The sequence below is a fragment of the Actinophytocola oryzae genome (assembly GCF_004364325.1).
Classification (GTDB): Bacteria; Actinomycetota; Actinomycetes; order Mycobacteriales; family Pseudonocardiaceae; genus Actinophytocola; species Actinophytocola oryzae.
Genome location: NZ_SOCP01000010.1, coordinates 344,347 through 360,905 on the forward strand (window position 1 = coordinate 344,347; position 16,559 = coordinate 360,905).

At 70.1% G+C, this 16,559-nt stretch carries 17 protein-coding genes; 15 read left to right on the forward strand and 2 right to left on the reverse strand.

Annotated elements, in window-relative coordinates; genetic code table 11:
- Positions 1–5: 5 nt before the first annotated feature.
- Together CLV71_RS27105 and CLV71_RS27110 are read left to right on the forward strand one after the other, a co-directional pair.
- Entirely contained in the window at positions 6–323 is a 318-nt protein-coding gene (locus tag CLV71_RS27105) for a WXG100 family type VII secretion target (protein ID WP_133905653.1), read from the forward strand.
- A 53-nt stretch (positions 324–376) separates the two neighbouring features.
- Positions 377–676 carry a WXG100 family type VII secretion target gene (locus tag CLV71_RS27110; protein WP_133905654.1) on the forward strand — a complete coding sequence of 100 codons (300 nt, stop codon included), beginning with the start codon at positions 377–379 and terminating at the stop codon, positions 674–676.
- A gap of 82 nt (positions 677–758) precedes the next feature.
- Here CLV71_RS27110 and CLV71_RS27115 read toward each other — a convergent pair whose 3' ends face one another.
- Positions 759–1,655 carry a hypothetical protein gene (locus CLV71_RS27115; RefSeq protein WP_133905655.1) on the reverse strand — a complete coding sequence of 299 codons (897 nt, stop codon included), beginning with the start codon at positions 1,653–1,655 and terminating at the stop codon, positions 759–761.
- A gap of 192 nt (positions 1,656–1,847) precedes the next feature.
- On the opposite strand from CLV71_RS27115, the gene rplM reads away from it, so the two are divergent.
- The 13 genes from rplM (at position 1,848) to CLV71_RS27180 (ending at position 15,600) form a co-directional block, all read left to right on the forward strand.
- Positions 1,848–2,291, forward strand: coding sequence for a 50S ribosomal protein L13 (gene rplM, locus CLV71_RS27120; RefSeq protein ID WP_133905656.1), 444 nt, complete (start codon positions 1,848–1,850; stop codon positions 2,289–2,291).
- A gap of 44 nt (positions 2,292–2,335) precedes the next feature.
- The gene (gene rpsI, locus CLV71_RS27125) at positions 2,336–2,815 is read left to right on the forward strand and encodes a 30S ribosomal protein S9 (RefSeq protein WP_133905657.1); all 480 of its coding nucleotides are present in this window, start codon (positions 2,336–2,338) and stop codon (positions 2,813–2,815) included.
- Positions 2,816–2,920: 105 nt separating this feature from the next.
- Entirely contained in the window at positions 2,921–4,255 is a 1,335-nt protein-coding gene (gene glmM, locus CLV71_RS27130) for a phosphoglucosamine mutase (protein WP_133905658.1), read from the forward strand.
- A 144-nt stretch (positions 4,256–4,399) separates the two neighbouring features.
- Positions 4,400–4,750, forward strand: a complete 351-nt coding sequence (locus CLV71_RS27135; protein WP_133905659.1) for a WXG100 family type VII secretion target — start codon at positions 4,400–4,402, stop codon at positions 4,748–4,750.
- Positions 4,750–6,669 (forward strand): WXG100 family type VII secretion target, encoded by a 1,920-nt coding sequence (locus tag CLV71_RS27140; RefSeq protein ID WP_133905660.1) that lies wholly within the window; start codon positions 4,750–4,752, stop codon positions 6,667–6,669. Before CLV71_RS27135 ends, CLV71_RS27140 begins: the two co-directional genes overlap by 1 nt.
- A gap of 3 nt (positions 6,670–6,672) precedes the next feature.
- Positions 6,673–7,110, forward strand: coding sequence for a hypothetical protein (locus tag CLV71_RS27145; RefSeq protein WP_133905661.1), 438 nt, complete (start codon positions 6,673–6,675; stop codon positions 7,108–7,110).
- Between the two features lie 63 nt (positions 7,111–7,173).
- Positions 7,174–7,611 carry a hypothetical protein gene (locus CLV71_RS27150; protein ID WP_133905662.1) on the forward strand — a complete coding sequence of 146 codons (438 nt, stop codon included), beginning with the start codon at positions 7,174–7,176 and terminating at the stop codon, positions 7,609–7,611.
- A 2-nt stretch (positions 7,612–7,613) separates the two neighbouring features.
- The gene (locus CLV71_RS47945; RefSeq protein WP_166664273.1) at positions 7,614–10,184 is read left to right on the forward strand and encodes a collagen-like protein; all 2,571 of its coding nucleotides are present in this window, start codon (positions 7,614–7,616) and stop codon (positions 10,182–10,184) included.
- Between the two features lie 23 nt (positions 10,185–10,207).
- Complete coding sequence (locus CLV71_RS47950; protein ID WP_166664274.1) at positions 10,208–10,732, forward strand: hypothetical protein; 525 nt, start codon at positions 10,208–10,210, stop codon at positions 10,730–10,732.
- Positions 10,729–10,980: an acyl carrier protein gene (locus CLV71_RS27165; protein WP_133905664.1), complete on the forward strand. Its 252-nt coding sequence runs from the start codon at positions 10,729–10,731 to the stop codon at positions 10,978–10,980. Before CLV71_RS47950 ends, CLV71_RS27165 begins: the two co-directional genes overlap by 4 nt.
- The gene (locus CLV71_RS27170; RefSeq protein ID WP_133905665.1) at positions 10,977–12,164 is read left to right on the forward strand and encodes a beta-ketoacyl-[acyl-carrier-protein] synthase family protein; all 1,188 of its coding nucleotides are present in this window, start codon (positions 10,977–10,979) and stop codon (positions 12,162–12,164) included. The genes CLV71_RS27165 and CLV71_RS27170 overlap by 4 nt, the downstream gene beginning before the upstream one ends.
- Positions 12,161–13,198 carry a beta-ketoacyl synthase N-terminal-like domain-containing protein gene (locus tag CLV71_RS27175; protein WP_133905666.1) on the forward strand — a complete coding sequence of 346 codons (1,038 nt, stop codon included), beginning with the start codon at positions 12,161–12,163 and terminating at the stop codon, positions 13,196–13,198. The genes CLV71_RS27170 and CLV71_RS27175 overlap by 4 nt, the downstream gene beginning before the upstream one ends.
- The gene (locus CLV71_RS27180) at positions 13,195–15,600 is read left to right on the forward strand and encodes a hypothetical protein (protein WP_133905667.1); all 2,406 of its coding nucleotides are present in this window, start codon (positions 13,195–13,197) and stop codon (positions 15,598–15,600) included. The genes CLV71_RS27175 and CLV71_RS27180 overlap by 4 nt, the downstream gene beginning before the upstream one ends.
- A 101-nt stretch (positions 15,601–15,701) precedes the next feature.
- Here CLV71_RS27180 and CLV71_RS27185 read toward each other — a convergent pair whose 3' ends face one another.
- On the reverse strand, positions 15,702–16,508 hold the full coding sequence (locus CLV71_RS27185; RefSeq protein ID WP_133905668.1) for a dienelactone hydrolase family protein: 807 nt from the start codon (positions 16,506–16,508) through the stop codon (positions 15,702–15,704).
- Positions 16,509–16,559 lie beyond the last annotated feature (51 nt).

Below are 16,559 nucleotides of genomic sequence, written 5' to 3' on the forward strand. Positions count from 1 at the left end.
CTCTTATGGCTGGTTCATTCCAGACAGGCGCAACAGAGCTCACCACCGCGGCCGGCGACATGGTGCACACCAACGAACTGCTCCAGGACGAGGCTCGCCAGCTGGCGCAGGCCGTCGACTCCGTGCAGGGCGCGTGGTCGGGTGCCGCGGCCCAGGCGTTCACCAACCTGATGACCCAGTACAACGACGACTTCACGAAGTTGAACACCGCGCTGTTCAACATCGCCGAGCAGGTCTCCGGTTCGGCCGCCGACTACTCGAAGCAGGAAGAAGAGGCGTCCGCGGACATCTCGGCCATCATGCAGACGCTGTCGGACGGCTGAGCCCCCCGGTCATCAGGTACACCCCGCGCCTTCCACATCCTTAGGAGAGATTCATGAGCGGCGACCAGAACATCAAAGTCCAATTCAGTTCGCTGGAGGCTCTCTCCGGTGACATCAACCGGCGAGTCAGCAACATCGAGGGTCACATCGAGGACCTGCGGACCAAGATCCGGGACCTCGAGAACCTCTGGCAGGGTTCCGCTTCCGACGGCTTCCAGAGCGTGAAGAACCAGTGGAACGGCTCCGCCGACCACGTCAAGCAGGTTCTGAAGAAGATCGAGATCGCGGTCATCCAGTCGACCGACGGCTACCGCGACACGGAGGACCGGAACTCCAAGCGTTGGGACCAGTGAGCGCGTCTTCGCGACCGCACTGACCACACGCGAACGGGGCTCGGGAAGACTCCCGAGCCCCGTTCGCGTGTGTCCGAAGAGGTCAGTTCTCCGGCGTGCGGTCGTTGAACTTCTCCCAGAACTGGTCCACCGCGGCCTTGTCGGTGATCGCCGTGGTCTCCCCGGCGTCCGGGGCGTCCGGCACGTCGTCCTTTGTGGCCTTGCCGATGACCTCGTACTCCAGCTGTAACTCCAGCTGCGGCGCGTCGCCGTCGGAGACCGTGTCGCGGATCTCGAACCCGGTGAAGCCCATGTCCTTGTCGAACTTCAGGACCACCGGCACCACCGTCTTCTTCATCGGGTCGGTGACGCCGTCGCGCTTCTCCTCCGGGATCGAGATGAAGCCCTCGTCCAGCATCACCCCGAGCAGCGCGCCCGTGGTCACCTCGAAGCCGTCCTCGGTGGCGCGTGCCTCGTTCGGCTGCTCGTCCGGCGCGTCGAGCTTGGTCTGCCCGATGGCCTTGTCCAGGTGGCAGGCGACCCACGCGGTCAGCAGGAAGCAGTTGTCGAAGCCGGTGCCTGCCCACAGTGACGGCACGGACACCCACGGTGTCGGTGCGAGGAACTTGTGGTCGTCGTCGAGCTTGACGTAGTCCGTCTCCGACGACGGGGGCGTCAGCGTCTCCGACCAGGAGCCGTCCTTGGCGAACCGCCGCTTGAGCAGGACGGCGGGCGGGTCGCCGACCTTGTAGGACTCGTGCTCGGTGGTGATCTTGACGTCGCCGAAGTTGAGGTAGTTGTAGACCCTCGCGTGCTCGTCGCCGAGGTTGACGAAGTGCGACTGGAACGCGTCGAGGCCACGCCTGACCGCGTCCGAGGTCGCCTGCTCGGCCGACGCGCTGTCGGCGACGGGTCTGCCCGCGGTCGGCTGGGCGCACCCGGCCGCCACCGCGACGCAGAGTGCGGCGCCCGCCAGCCGTGCCGATCGGGTGACAGTCATCTCAGCTACCCCTGTCCGCTGCCTGGAACACGCCGTCGACGTGCACGATAGTGGGCATCGGCGACCCACACGTGGGGGTCGCTTTGACCCCCGCCGAACCCGGCAGGTATCTTTCTATGTTGTTGCGCGCCGCGGGCGTATGTCCGTATGAGCGCACATGCACCCTGACGCAAATGACGACGAGGTAGATCCGTGCGCACGTACAGCCCGAAGCCAGGCGAGGTGTCCCGCACCTGGCATGTCATCGACGCGGAGGACGTGGTCCTCGGCCGGCTCGCCTCTCACGTCGCCACCCTGCTCCGGGGCAAGCACAAGCCGACCTTCGCTCCCCACATGGACACTGGTGACTTCGTCATCATCGTCAACGCGGAGAAGGTCGTGCTCACGGGCAACAAGCGTGAGCAGTCGTTCGCCTACCGGCACAGCGGCTACCCCGGCGGTCTGCGCAAGCGGTCCTTCGGCGAGCTGCTGGACACCCGCCCCGACCGGCTGCTTGAGAAGGTCGTCAAGGGCATGCTGCCGAAGAACAAGCTCGGCCGTGCCCAGGGCAAGAAGCTGAAGGTCTACGCAGGCCCGGAGCACCCGCACGCCGCGCAGCAGCCGAAGCCGTTCGAGATCGCCAAGGTCAGCAGGTAGATGAACTTGCTGGTAGCAGTCAAGTCGAGCACAAGCGAGGATCATTGAGCACCCCTGAGACCACCGACACCGAGGCTGAGGTCGAGGCTCCGGTCGCCGAGGAGGCACCGGAGGCCCCCCGTCCCGTGCGCGTGAGCGGCGAGACCGCCCAGACCGTCGGCCGCCGCAAGGAGGCCGTCGTCCGCGTGCGCCTCACGCCGGGCAGCGGCAAGTTCACGCTGAACGGCAAGTCCCTCGAGGAGTACTTCCCAAACAAGGTGCACCAGCAGCTCATCCGCGAGCCGCTCGTGACCGTCGAGAAGCCCGAGGCCTTCGACGTCCGCGCCAACCTCAAGGGCGGCGGCATCACCGGTCAGGCCGGTGCGCTGCGCCTCGCGATCGCGCGTGCGCTCATCGAGCTCGACAGCGAGGACCGCCCGCCCCTGAAGAAGGCCGGCTTCCTGACCCGTGACCCCCGGGTCAAGGAGCGGAAGAAGTACGGCCTCAAGAAGGCTCGCAAGGCGCCTCAGTACAGCAAGCGCTGATTTCCGCGTTCACGCTTCAGTGGAACGCCGCGTCCGGTACGTGCGATGCACCGGGCGCGGCGTTTTCTGCATCCAAGGCTTCTTTCTCGGGAGGTTCCGCCGACGATGGCACGGCTTTTCGGTACCGATGGTGTTCGTGGCCGCGCGAACGCCGAGCTCACCCCTGAGCTGGCACTTTCCGTCGCCGCGGCGGCAGCGCGCGTGCTGGTCGAGCACGACAGCTCCCACCGGCCGGTCGCGGTCGTCGGGCGGGACCCGAGAGCGAGCGGCGAGATGCTGCAGGCGGCGGTCGCGGCGGGCCTGACCTCGGCCGGCGCGGACGTGATGCTGCTCGGTGTAGTGCCGACCCCCGCGGTCGCGCACCTGATCGGCGAGCTGGGCGCCGACCTCGGCGTGGTGATCTCCGCCTCCCACAACCCCATGCCGGACAACGGCGTGAAGCTCTTCGCCGCGGGCGGCCACAAGCTGGCCGACGCCATCGAGGACGAGGTCGAGGCGCACATGGGCGCCGAGTTCACCCGGCCGACCGGCGCCGGTGTCGGCCGCGTCTACGACATCGCCGACTCGCTCGACCGCTACGTCGCCCACCTGCTGAAGTCCTCGCCCCACCGCCTCGACGGTCTGCGCGTGGTCGTCGACTGCGCGAACGGTGCCGCCTGGGCCGCCGCACCCCAGGCGTACCGCGAGGCGGGTGCCGAGGTGATCGCCATCAGCGCGCTGCCGGACGGCGAGAACATCAACGAGGACTGCGGGTCCACCCACCTGGACACCCTTCGCGAGGTCGTGCTGGCGGAGCAGGCCGACCTCGGCATCGCCCACGACGGCGACGCCGACCGCTGCCTCGCCGTCGACGCGGCGGGCAACGTGATCGACGGCGACCAGATCATGGCCGTGCTGGCGCTGGCCATGAAGGAGTCCGGCGACCTGGCGGACAACACCCTGGTCGCGACCGTCATGAGCAATCTGGGCCTGCACCTGGCCATGCGGGACAACGGCGTGGTCATGCGCACCACGGCCGTTGGCGACCGCTACGTCCTGGAGGCCCTGCGCGAGCACAACCTGTCGCTGGGCGGTGAGCAGTCGGGCCACGTCGTCATGCCCGCCCACGCCACCACCGGCGACGGCCTGCTCACCGCGATGCGGCTGATGGCCCGCGTCGCCGAGACGGGCCGTCCGCTCGGTGACCTCGCGGCGGTCATGACCCGCCTGCCGCAGGTGCTCAAGAACGTCAAGGTGGCCGACAAGTCCGCGGTCGCCACGTCCACCTCGGTCAGCGAGGCCGTCGCGGAGGTGGAGGCCGAGCTCGGCGAGACCGGCCGGGTGCTACTGCGTCCCTCCGGCACCGAACAACTCGTACGGGTGATGGTCGAGGCGCCGTCACAGGAGGTGGCCGAGGCGGCGGCGCAGCGTTTGGTGGGTGTCGTGAGCACGGCCGTCTGACCAGCACATTTCGTTGACGTATCCTCCGGAACGTCCACGGTTGTGGGATTCGGTCGGTATGTTGCTTGTAGTGTTCGCGGGCGTACGATCCGTGTGCTCGCGACCACCGGCGTGACATCTGAGGCAAGTCCTGAAGGAGCGACGATGGCAGGCGACATGGAGGTCGATCCGGCGGCCGTCCAGGCCTTCGCCACGTTCCTCGCCGACGCCAGGGCGCAGCTCGAGCAGGTCAGGGCCCGCGTCGCGGAGCCAAGCACGTCCGAGGACGACCTCGGCAGGCACTGGAAGGGCGACGGCGAGGAGTACGTCAACGCCTACAGCATGATCGCCCCGGACCTCGGCGCGCTGTCCGCGCTGCTCGACCAGGTGTCGACCCAGCTGACGGCGGGCGCGGACCTCCAGGTCGCCGGCGAGGCCACGAATCTCGGCGCGTTCACCAAGATCGCGGCGGGCGGCGACACCGAGTCCCCGACGAGCGAGTCCGGGGGCATCTGATGGACTTCGCGGCCGCCGACATCTGGCAGGACTTCAAGACGGCGTCGCGCACCGAGCGCGGCACCCTGGACGACAACGCCAACGAGGTTCTCCTCGGCCCGCGCCTCAACGAGGCGGTCCGCGACCGGGCGAACGGCTACCTGAGGAAGCTCGACCTCGGTCCGGCCACGAAGGCGACCGACGAGCGCGCCAAGCTTCTCGACCTGCACTGGGGCCACGTCGAGCACGACGGCGCCATGCTGGGCGGACTCGGCGCCGCGATGACCAACTTCGCCGAGACCCTCGCCGCGAACGTCGCCGAGCTGGGGAAGAGCTGGCAGGGCGACTCGTACAACGCCTTCAGGACGGCCGTCGACAAGATCCAGCGGACGATGGCCGAGTACGGCGAGGCCGCCACCACCACCGGTGAGGGCCTCGTCAACGCGATGGGGCAGATCCGCGAGCTGTACCAGACCTTCGCCGACGACAGCGCGGGCAAGCACCTCGACTTCCACCCGATCTCACCGCCGGAGAAGTGGCACAGGATCGGCGAGGGCGACTACACGGCCGACAAGCTGGCCGAGGCCTGTCCGTCCGACCACGGCAACGACCTCGTTCTCGACGTGTCGGACATCGTCGACTACAACTACGACTGCATCAAGAACAACGACGAGCAGTCGAACATGATCAACGGTCACTGGGTGACCGAGCGCCGCTGGGACATCTGCCTGCGGGACGGGTGCGAGGAGAGCCTCGACCGCGTCTCGATCATGTACACGAACCTGGTCGACCAGAGCCAGGAGGCGATCGACCGGATCAAGGGCAAGCTCGACAACTACTTCGGCGCGGTCGACACGGTCGTCGACGGGGTCACCGGGCTCTACGACGCGGCGTTGGGGAACGTGTACACCCTCGGCAACGCGGAGGCCTTCACCTCGCTGCGGGTGATCGGTGGCGCGCCCTCGGGCGGCGACACTCCCGTCGACCAGGCCGGTCAACCGGCCGACGGTGGCGAGCCGGTCAGCGTCGGCGGCGACCAGAGCCCGGCGGTGGCGGTCGAGCCACCGCAGCCCGAGCCCGATGTCGAGCCTGCGGCCGTCGAGACTCCTCCCGACGGGACCCCGGCCGCCGACGACGCGGCCGACCAGAGCGGGTCGGTGAAGGTCAGGGACGGGGACCGCACGATCGGGGTCACCAGTCCGGACGGTACGGGCCGTGTGGTGGTCACCGTCCAGGACGGGGCCGGCGCGACCAAGACCTACGAGCTGGACTTCGACGCGGCCAGTGGTCTGTCGGTCGACCGGCCGGAGGGCGCGGTCCCCGGCGCGGAGCAGATCCCGGCCCGCACCGACGGCAAGTGCGTCATCGAGGACGGTCCGCTCACCATCACGGCCGAGCGCCCCCTGTTCTCGCCGGACTCGCTCAAGCTCGTGGTCGACGACGGCTCCGGCAAACCGAACACCTACACCGTCGACTTCGACGACCAGGACACCCCCGACCAGCAACCCTCGGCCGCCCCGGCACAGGCCGGTCCCGCGCCCGCGGACGCGACCAGCGCAGGCCCTGCCGCCGAGCCCGCGCCGCCGTCGGAGCCCGCCAAGGGTGACTCGGCGCCACCCCCGTCGCCCGCCCCTCGACCCGCGACGCTCACCTCTCCCCAGGCGGCCTGGCAGGGGGAGCAGACGGGGTCCGTGTCCGGGGTGCTCGTCCCCGACCAGCCCGGCGAGGCCGGTCTCGCGAAGGCACCCGACGCCGACCAGCCCGAGGTGGCGGGGATGGCGGGTGCCGGGCTGCCCATCGCGGGCGGGTCGTCCGGGCCCGCGCAGGAAGGCGGGCGCGCCGGCTCGGGATGGAGTGTGCACGGCGACCTGTTCGACACCGGCGAACCCGTCTACAGCATGCATGGCGTCCTCGGGGACGACGACGGCGCGAAGGACTGAGCCATGTCACTCGCCGACATCGACCGGGCCGCGACCCAGCGGCGGATACAGGAGATCGCCGACACCGCGAGGAAGTCGTTCGAGGCACACGCGCAGCGGTCGGCGCAGCTCGACGCGGCCGCCCGCGAAGCCGTGGCCAAGGAGGACGCGGACGTCGAGGCGGTCAAGGCACGCAACGCCGAGCGCGAGGCCCGCAAGGCGGAACAGGCTCGCGGGGCCACCAGGCAGCAACCGAGGAAGCCGGCCACCCTGTCGCTCGGCGCCGACGAGTTCAAGCTCGACCGGCAGGCCCGCCAGGCCGCCGGTGAGCTGCCGTCACCCGGCCCGAGGGAACCCGCGACACGCAAGCCCGGCCTCCGCCAGGACGAGCCCGCCGCGAACCGGAAGAAACCCCGTCCCGGTGGCGACGACGACATGTCCGGGCGCACCTGGCTCCGGTAACGGAAGCAAATTTACGAGCAGCCCTCGTCGCCACCTGGGGATAGGTACATTCTGTGTGCAGATGTGACGGCACCGACCGTCGCCGGCGCGCGTCAGACCAGGGCAAACCGCGCCAGCAAGACCGTGAGGGGGAACGCCGACGTGAACACGCCGCCGCCTAGCTCGAACACGACCAACGGGGTAGCCGCACCGGACGGCTACAAGGCCGACACGGATTCGATGTCGTCGGCAGGCCGGACGATCAGCACCAAGGCCGAGGACGCCAAGGGTGAGGTCGAGGAGGTCAAGCCTGCCAAGACGCAGGCGGCGGAGTTCGGCACGCACCCCGACCACCAGGCATGGCAGAAGGACTACGCCGCCGCGTTCGACCAGCTCGGCGCGGGCGCGACCGCCATGTGCGACAACCTGATGGCGTTCGCGGGCCAGCTCGGCGGGTCGAGCACCAGCTACACCGAGCAGGAAAGCTCCGCGTCGACCACCGTGACCAACGCCGGGAGCTGAACGTGGCGAAATCCTGGCAGGAGGTCAAGTCCGTACTGGACGACCCCTACGTGTCGGCGGACACGAAGGAGGCGTTGCTCACCGCCTATGCCATGGAGGCGGGCGACGACGCGTCCCCTGAGCTCGAGCAGTACACGAACGGCACCAAGGCGTCCTACAACATCGACGGCGACGACGTCTTCGGCAGGAACGGCGCCGTCCTGGGCACCGACAGCCTGTACCAGACGGCCCAGGACGAGTCGGACGAAGCCGGCTACAGCCACAAGGTGAACGACCAGAACGTGGAGTCCGGTCGTACCACCATCGAGGGCATGCAGCCGCCCGCCGAGGGCTCGAACAGCGGTGTGAAGAAGTCGGACGAGATCTTCGAGGCCGGTCGGCCCGCGCTCAGGCTCTTCCAGGACTTCATCCCCGTCAACGACAAGGTGCCGGACGACTCGCTCGGCAGGCAGGGACGCTTCAAGCTCGACGACATCACCAAGCGCTACGAAGAGCAGATGGGCATCTCGTTCCAGAACTTCATGGACGACGCCAAGCGCCTCCGCGACGCCCACACCCAGCTGAACACGCTCAACGGGGACACCGAGGCCGAGCTGAACAAGACGTACAAGGACTGGACCGGCCCGGCCGCCAACGCCTCGTACCAGTACTACTCGGAGAAGATGGCGCCCAACATCAAGAACCTGCTGGACTACCTGCAGACGGCGCCGGACACCATCGACACGGCCGTAACCAACGTCTTCACCGCCTGCAAGGACAAGGCGAACGACGTCATCACGCTGTACCAGAGCTTCAACGGCACCATGGGCAGCGCGAGCCCGGAGATCGCGGCGAAGGTCGTGAAGCTCGCGAGTGGTGATTTCAGCTCGCAGGACGAGGTGCTCGAGGTCGCGGCCTGGGTGGACGCGACGACGGGCAGCAACCTCGAGTCGACCATGCGCGCGGACGACTGCGGGCTGAACGACGAGAACAAGGAGTACACGATCCGCGAGTGCAAGAAGTGGATCCGTGACTCCTTCAACAAGGACCTGCACGACAACCTGTACGTCAACTTCAAGCAGGCCTGCGACGACGCACTCGAGGCGGTCAACTCCCACTACGAGTCGCTGGACACCTATCTCAAGGAGTACGAGAACGAGTTCGGCGCTCCGCTGGCGGCACCGGTCAACGACGGTGGCGGCGGAGGCGGTGGAGGTGGCGGCGGCGGGAACGGTGGCGGCTCAGGCGGCGGCTCGGGTGGCGGGTCTGGCGGCGGATCCGGTGGCGGGTCTGGCGGTGGCTCTGGCGGTGGCTCTGGTGCCGGTTCCGGTTCCGGTAGTGGCTCGGGTGGCGGCGGCGGTGGCATGCCGGACGTCGGCACCCCGCCGACGACCGACACCGGTGGCGGCGGCGACCAGACCGACCCGTCCGGTGAGGACACGGACGGCGACGGCAAGCCCGACGACCCCGGCCAGCAGGACCCGGGCGGCCAGCAGGACCCGGGCGGCCAGCCGCCGTCGACCTCGCCGACCGCCGACCAGCAGGAGACCGTCACGATCAAGGACGGCGACCGGGAGATCGCGGTCACCAGCCCCGACGGCGAGGGCATGGTCAAGGTGACCGTCGACGACGGCACCGGCCACCCGAAGACCTACACGATGGACTTCGGCGGCCCGGACCCGTCCGGCACCGGCGCCCCGGGTCAGCCAGGCACGCCGGGACAGTCCGGTCAGCCGGGACAGGGCGCGGACGGGCAGTCCGCGCCTGGTGTCCCCGGCCAGGACGCGCCCATCGAGCCGGGTCCCGACGGCAAGTGCACGATCACCGACGGGGACCTGACCATCACCGCGGAGCGGCCGGAGGGCCAGCCGGACACGGTCGTGGTCACGGTCGACGACGGCACCGGCAACCCCACCACCTACAACCTGGACTACTCGGAGTCGCAGACCTCTGGCCAGGAGGGCAGCGACCCGGTCCAGCCGGGTGGCGGCGGGAACGGACACCCGGCAGGCGGGCCCGACGCCCCGGTCACCACGCTGCCCTACCAGCTCAGCGGCGACCTGGCCGCCGAGCCGGCCATCGGCTACGGGGAGATGCCCGACCAGCCGTCGACCATGCCCGCCTACGACGGGATGCCCGACAACCTCGCGCAGCCGGTCGACGCGGCCACACCGCAGGGCCTTGCGTACCCGTCGGACACCCAGCCGGGGTTCGTGGAGCCGGGCCAGCAGCCCGATTACGCCACCACGGCGTCCGCCGCCGACCCGAGCGCCGGTGCCGGAGCACACGCGGCGACCGGCCAGGTCGGGTCGTTCGGCGCGCCGGACCACGGGTCGTCGCCGTACATGGACCGGCCCGGTGGCGAGGCGAGCCTGGCCAGCGCGTCGGACGGCTCCGGTGACCAGGGCCACCACCCGCAGCCGCAGCAGCCTGGCATGCCGGGCGGTGGCATGCCCATGATGGGTGGGCCACAGGGTGGCGGCGGCTCGGGCGACACCGAGCGTACCGCGACGCAGTGGCGCACCACCGGTGACCTGTTCGACGAGCCGATGGACAACGAGCGGTTCCGCGGCGCGTTCGGCGGCGAACGATAACCAGGACGTGAGGGGAAGATCCGATGGGCGCTTATGACCGGGCCGCGGCGGCGCGGGCCAAGATGGCGCAGGTGCAGCGGGAGATGGCGGAGCGGCGCTCGCTGCGGGACCGCAACTTCCTGCAGCGGCGTGCCGAGGCGGTCGACGCGTTCAAGAAGCAGGGTCCCGTGATGGAGCAGGTCGCCAAGCACATGGGCGAGCTGGGTCGCAGGCGCAAGCAGGCAGGCGGCTGGGCGACCGAGAAGACCGAGCGGGACAAGGACTTCGTCATGGGCTTCGGCCTCGAGGACGAGGACCCGTCGAAGGACCCGTACAACTTCCAGGCCACCCGGCGGACCCCGGACACCCCGCCCGGCGGGATCGGCACGCTCGACGACGAGGACTCGCCGCTGCGGTCGGCGCCCATGCCGCCCCCGGCCCCCGAGGCCCCGCCCGCGCCGGAGCCGCCCGCGCCGCCGACGCGCGCGCCGCGCCGCCCGGCCCCCCGCCAGGAGCTGGACGACGAGGACGACTTCTCCAACCAGTCGAGCTGGATGCAGAACCGGTGAACGCGCAGGTCGCCGAGCGGGCGGACGAGATCAAGGCCGTGGTGTGCCGGGTGCTCGAGGTGGACGAGGACCAGGTGGGCCCGACAGACCACTTCGTCGAGTCCCTGGGCGCCGACTCGATGAAGCTGATCGAGCTGCTCGCCAACCTGGAGATCGAGTTCGACGTCGAGGTCGACCCTGGTGAGTTCGAGCGCCTGATCAGCCTCGACGGTGTCTACGCGGTGCTGAGCGAGGCTCTCGACAAGTGAAGCGTGTTGCCGTCACCGGGCTCGGCGTCGTGTCGAGCATCGGCACCGGCGTCGCCGAGTACGCGGCCGGGCTGCGGTCCGGCCGCGATGGCGCACGGCCGATCGGCGTGTTCGACACCACCGGTTTCGCGCACGACACCGGCTGCGAGGTCGTCGGGTTCGAGCCGTCCCGATGGGTTGCCGCGCAACGGGTCGAGGACCTCGGCAGGGCCGCGTGCTTCGCCGTCGCGGCGGCACGGATGGCGGTGGCGGACGCCGGCCTGACCGACCCCGGTCGCTCGATGGTGTGCATCGGCACCACCGACGGCGGCGGCGACGCAGGCGAGCGGATCGCCGAGCATGTCGTGCGGGAGCGGGAAGTCCCCGCCGAGCTGCCGCGCCGGGTGCCTGCCGCGTCCATCGCGGTGGCCGTCGCCCGCGAGCTCGGTCTGTCCGATGTGGACATCTCGACGGTCGCGACGGCCTGTGCCGCGGGCAACTACGCGATCGGCAACGGTTTCGACGCCGTCGCGGCAGGCGAGGTCGACGTGGCGCTGTGCGGTGGCGCGGATGCCATGTGCCGCATGACGTTCACGGGTTTCTATCGCCTCGGTGCCGTCGACCCGCGGCGGTGCAGGCCCTTCGACGTCGACCGGCAGGGCATCCTCACCGGCGAGGGCGCGGGTGTGCTCGTGCTGGAGCCGCTCGACGCGGCCGTGGCACGCGGTGCGCGGATCTACGCGGAGGTCCTCGGCTACGGCCTCAACTGCGACGCGGGCCACCCCGTCGCGCCGGACCGGGACAGCGTGGCCGCCTGCATGCGGCTCGCCCTCGACGACGCGGGCGTCACCCCCGACCAGGTGGACCTCATCTCCGCGCACGGCACCGGCACGAAAGCCAACGACAGCACGGAGTGCGGCGCGATCCACGACGTCTTCGGCGACGAGGCGCCACGCACGGTCTCGGTGAAGTCCATGCTGGGCCACACGATGGGTGCGGCCAGTGCCCTGTCGGCCATCGCTTGTGCGCTCGCCATCAGGGAAGGGTTCATCCCACCGACCATCAACCACGTCGAGACCGACCCCGAGTGCGGCATCGACTGCGTGCCCAACGAGTCGGTCGATGCGGACCTGCGTGTGGTGCAGAACAACGCGCTCGCCTTCGGTGGCAACAACTCCGTCGTCCTCTTCGGACGGCACGCATGACCGGGGTGGTGGTCACCGCGTGGTCGGCGCTGTCCCCGTACGGCCACGGCGCCACGGTCTTCGCGGACGGTGTCCTGGCGGGCGTGCCTGCCCCGCTGACATCCACAAAGGACGAATGGGTGCAGGCGGACGCCCGTGTGGTGCCCGACTTCGACATCGTCGAGCAGTTGGGGCGCAAGGGAACCAGCTCGATGGACCGCACTAGCGCGCTCGCCGTCGCCACGCTCGGGGCGCTGCGACCCGAGCCGGACTCGCGCACCGGCGTCGTCCTTGGCACCACGAGCGGCTCGGCGCGCACGCAGTTCGAGTTCACGCGCGACTCGCTGACGCGACGTAAGCCGTACCTCGTCAACCCCGCGCAGATGCCGTTCGCGCTGATGAACTCCGCCGCCGCCCAGTGCGCGATCCGGCACGGTCTGACCGGCCCGAACAGCACCGTCGCGGCAGGCAGGACCTCGGGCCCCACCGTGTTCCGGTACGCGGCGCGGCTCCTGCGTGCCGGCCGTGCGAGCGGGGTGTTCGCCGGTGCCGTCGAGGAGCACAGCGGTGCCCGTGAGCTGCTGGAACCCGGTGGTCGGCTCGGCGAGGGCTGCGTACTGTTCTTTTTGCAAACCGCCGGGGCGGGGAACCGACCGGCGCTCGCCGAGGTCGTAGCGTCGGACACGAGGTTCAGCGACGGCGAGCCACGCCGTGCGCTGGCCGCGAGTCTGCGGCACGTGATGGCCGGGATCCCGGTGGACGAGGTGTGGGGGCTCGCGCTCTCGGCCGCGACACCGGAACTGTCCGAGACAGAAGACGACGCGACGGGTGAGGTGTTGGGCCAGGTGGGCAACGTGGTGCGGCCGGGTCGGCTCGTCGGTGACACGGGCGCGGCGAGCGGTGCCTTCGGGCTGGCGTCGCTGCTGGCCATGGCGGACGCGGACCCGGCGGCGCGTGGGCGGTTCGCCGTGGCCACCGCCGTCGACAGGGACGGCACCGCCGGTGTCGTCGTCCTTCGCTCAGTGGGAACGCAGCAGGCAGGGGGAGAACGATGAGCAGGTCGTGGGCGGAGGTCAAGAAGCTCCTCGACGATCCGTACGTGGACGCGGACACCAAGGAGCACCTGTTCGCGGCCTACCTCCGGGAGGAGGGCTACGCCAACTCCTACGGCGGCGGCGGGTACAACGAGGGCTACAACCAGGGGCCGTACTACACCGACGAGGACCGGCTGCCACCCGAGGTCAAGGGCTACTACGACAAGTACAAGCTGGACCAGGGCGACTACCAGCAGGGCAACCTCGACAAGGTCTACGGCGACGCCGAGGCCGAGTCGGAGGAACACGGCTACAGCCACGGCCTGAACGACGAGAACGTCGAGACCGGGCGCACCACCATCGAGGGCATGCAGCCGCCGGTCGAGGGCTCGACGTCCACCGGTGTGCAGAAGTCGGACGAGATCTTCGAGGCGGCAAGGCCCGCGCTGAAGCTGTGGGAGGACTTCCTTCCCGTCAACGACAAGGTGCCTGGCGACTCGCTCGGCCGCTACGGGAAGATCAACCTCGAGAACGACATCCAGAAGCGGTTCGACGAGCAGGTCGGCATCTCGTTCAGGAACTTCCTCGACGACGCCAAGCGCCTCCGCGACGCCCACACCGAGCTGAACACGCTCAACGGCGACACCGAGACCGAGCTGAACAACCTGTACAAGACGTGGACCGGCCCGGCCGCGAACGCCTCCTACCAGCACTACTCGGAGAAGATCGCGCCGAACACGACGGATCTGCTCGAGTACCTGCAGACCGCGCCGGACATGATCGACACGGCCGTCACCAACATCTTCACCGCCTGCAAGGACAAGGCGAACGACGTCATCACCATGTACCAGAACTGCCGGGGTCTGGTCGGCAGCGCGACGCCCGACATCGCGGCGAAGGTGGTGAAGCTCGCGGCAGGCGACTTCGACTCGCAGGACGAGGTGCTCGAGGTGGCGGCGTGGGTCGACTCGGTGTGCGGCAGCAACCTCGAGTCCACGATGCGCGCGGACGACTGCGGGCTGAACGACGAGAACAAGGAGTACACGATCCGCGAGTGCAAGAAGTGGATCCGTGACTCCTTCAACAAGGACCTGCACGAGACGATGTACGTCACGTTCAAGCAGGCGTGCGACGACGCGTACGAGACGGTCAACTCGCACTACGAGACGCTGAACACGTATCTCAAGGAGTACGAGAACAAGTTCACGGCGGCCTCGCCCGGCTCGCAGACCCCGCCGGGGTCGCAGACCCCGCCCGGTTCGCAGACCCCGCCCGCGTCGTCGACCCCGCCTGGCTCGTCGACCCCGCCCGGTTCGTCGACCCCGCCCGGTTCGTCGACCCCACCCGGGTCGTCCACCCCGGCGGCCTCGTACACGCCGCCGGCCCTGAACACCGACCTGCCGGGCGGCTCCACGCCGCCGGGGGGCTCGACCCCCGGTTCGTCGACGACGCCGAGCGGCATGCCCGACCCGTCGGGCCTCACCCCGCCCGGCCTGTCGACGGACCCGTCCGGCGCGACCACTCCGTCCGGCAGCACGCCCGGCTCGCTCCCGTCCATCGGCACGCCGGGCAGCAGCCTGCCGGGTGGCAGCGGCATCGACCCGGCGACGGGCCTGCCGCTCCCCGGCATGACCGCCGACGGCTCGGCACCCAAGACCGCGACCATCAAGGACGGCGACCGCACGATCACCGTGGGCCAGCCCGACGCGAGGGGCCGCAGCAAGGTCACGGTCGACGACGGCAAGGGCGAGCCCCGTGAGTACGAGGTGGACTTCACGTCGGACGAGCCGGGCGAGACGTACGAGGACGGGGTGATCAAGGCCGGCCCGGACGGCAAGGCGGTGATCCAGGACGGTGACGCCGCCATCTCGCTGGAACAGGTCCCCGGCCAGAGCTCCCAGATGAAGATGACGGTCGACGACGGCACCCCGGCGTCGTACGACTTCGACTTCGACGCCGGTGCGGACGTGCCGGGTCTTCCCGACGTGGCGACCCTGTCCAGCCTGGGCGGTGACCTCCCCGACGCGAGCGGCGGCTCGGCCGGTGGCGGCGGTATCGGCGGTGGTGGCGGCGCTGGTGACATCGGCGGTGGTGGCGTCGGCGGCGGTACCCCGGGCCAGTCGACCACCCCGGGCCCCGGCTCGATGGTGGGTGCGCAGGCCCCGGACACGGGCGCCGACCGTGCCGGCGTGGTCCCCGCGGCGGCGAGCGCGGCCCCGGGCGGGCAACAGGCCGGTGCTCCGGTGGGCGGCATGCCGATGGGTGGCATGGGCGGCGCGGGCCAGGGCGGTGGCGGCGACCAGACCCGCCAGAGCAAGTGGCGCACGACGGGTTCCCTGTTCGACGAACAGGACCCGGCAGCCAACTTCAGCGGCATCGTCGGCCGCGACCCGGCGGAGAAGCCGAAGACCCCGAAACGCTGACGGACTCGGGAGGGCCGGGCGGGGGCAACCTCACCCGGCCGACCCCCGGTTCTCACCGGGTCGGGAGCGCCTGGTCCTCAAGCGTCAGCCGACAGCGAGCGTCAGGCGACCAGTTCCGAGGTGTCCGCGATCGCGGCGCCCTTGACGTCCGCCTCCAGCAAAGGCCGGAACCGGTCCTCGCCGGCGATGTGGACCAGGAAGAACGCCGTCATGAGGATGCGCGCCACCCGCTGCGCCCCGCTGTTCACCGACCCGGGGATCAGCAGGCTGCTCCAGTGCCGCCCCTCCGCGAACCCCATGTGGTCCACCTTCGGCAGCACCCGGTACTGCGCGACCCCACCCCAGTTCGCCGCGATCAGCCGCGAGTGGCCGACCGGCGGCGCCACGATGTCCTGCCCACCCGCCAGATGCAGCGCGGGCATCGAACACCGCGCCGCCGCGTCCGAGGCGAACGGCTTCGTCTGCGACGCGGCCATCGTCGCCACGCCGCCCACCCGCGAGTCGTCGGCGGCGGCCAGCACGGCCGCGCCACCACCCGTCGAGTGCCCGGCCAACCCGAGTCGCGACGACGACACACTGATCGCCCCGTCCCCGAGCCGCACCCCGGTGCACACGTCCAACGCCGTACGGAGGTCGGCCGCGAACAGCCGCGACGACGCGAGCGGCCCCCGCTGCGTCCCCGGCGCGGCGACCACGAAACCCCACGAAGCCAGGTGCCGGTACAGCCCCAGGTACCGGTCGGCGGGCTGGAGCCACCCGTGCCCGAACGCGACCGCGGGCAGGCCGAGGCCCGACCGCGGCGTGTACACGAGGCCCGGCAGTCCCACCAGCGCCAGGTCTCCCCGCAGCACCTGGTGGGGGCCGCGGTGCGTCAGTTCCGCGTACAACTCCTTGGGCTTGGCCGCCATGGCTGGAACCCTAGCGGCCCTGGGCGCCCGTGGCCGCGCAGGCAAGTCGTT

Excerpts from the sequence above, each read along its gene's own strand:
- CLV71_RS27105 (WP_133905653.1), top strand. The coding sequence starts at position 6 with ATGGCTGGTTCATTCCAGACAGGCGCAACAGAGCTCACCACCGCGGCC.
- CLV71_RS27110 (WP_133905654.1), top strand. The coding sequence starts at position 377 with ATGAGCGGCGACCAGAACATCAAAGTCCAATTCAGTTCGCTGGAGGCT.
- CLV71_RS27115 (WP_133905655.1), bottom strand. The coding sequence starts at position 1,655 with ATGACTGTCACCCGATCGGCACGGCTGGCGGGCGCCGCACTCTGCGTC.
- glmM (WP_133905658.1), top strand. The coding sequence starts at position 2,921 with ATGGCACGGCTTTTCGGTACCGATGGTGTTCGTGGCCGCGCGAACGCC.
- CLV71_RS27135 (WP_133905659.1), top strand. The coding sequence starts at position 4,400 with ATGGCAGGCGACATGGAGGTCGATCCGGCGGCCGTCCAGGCCTTCGCC.
- CLV71_RS27140 (WP_133905660.1), top strand. The coding sequence starts at position 4,750 with ATGGACTTCGCGGCCGCCGACATCTGGCAGGACTTCAAGACGGCGTCG.
- CLV71_RS27145 (WP_133905661.1), top strand. The coding sequence starts at position 6,673 with ATGTCACTCGCCGACATCGACCGGGCCGCGACCCAGCGGCGGATACAG.
- CLV71_RS47950 (WP_166664274.1), top strand. The coding sequence starts at position 10,208 with ATGGGCGCTTATGACCGGGCCGCGGCGGCGCGGGCCAAGATGGCGCAG.
- CLV71_RS27175 (WP_133905666.1), top strand. The coding sequence starts at position 12,161 with ATGACCGGGGTGGTGGTCACCGCGTGGTCGGCGCTGTCCCCGTACGGC.
- CLV71_RS27180 (WP_133905667.1), top strand. The coding sequence starts at position 13,195 with ATGAGCAGGTCGTGGGCGGAGGTCAAGAAGCTCCTCGACGATCCGTAC.
- CLV71_RS27185 (WP_133905668.1), bottom strand. The coding sequence starts at position 16,508 with ATGGCGGCCAAGCCCAAGGAGTTGTACGCGGAACTGACGCACCGCGGC.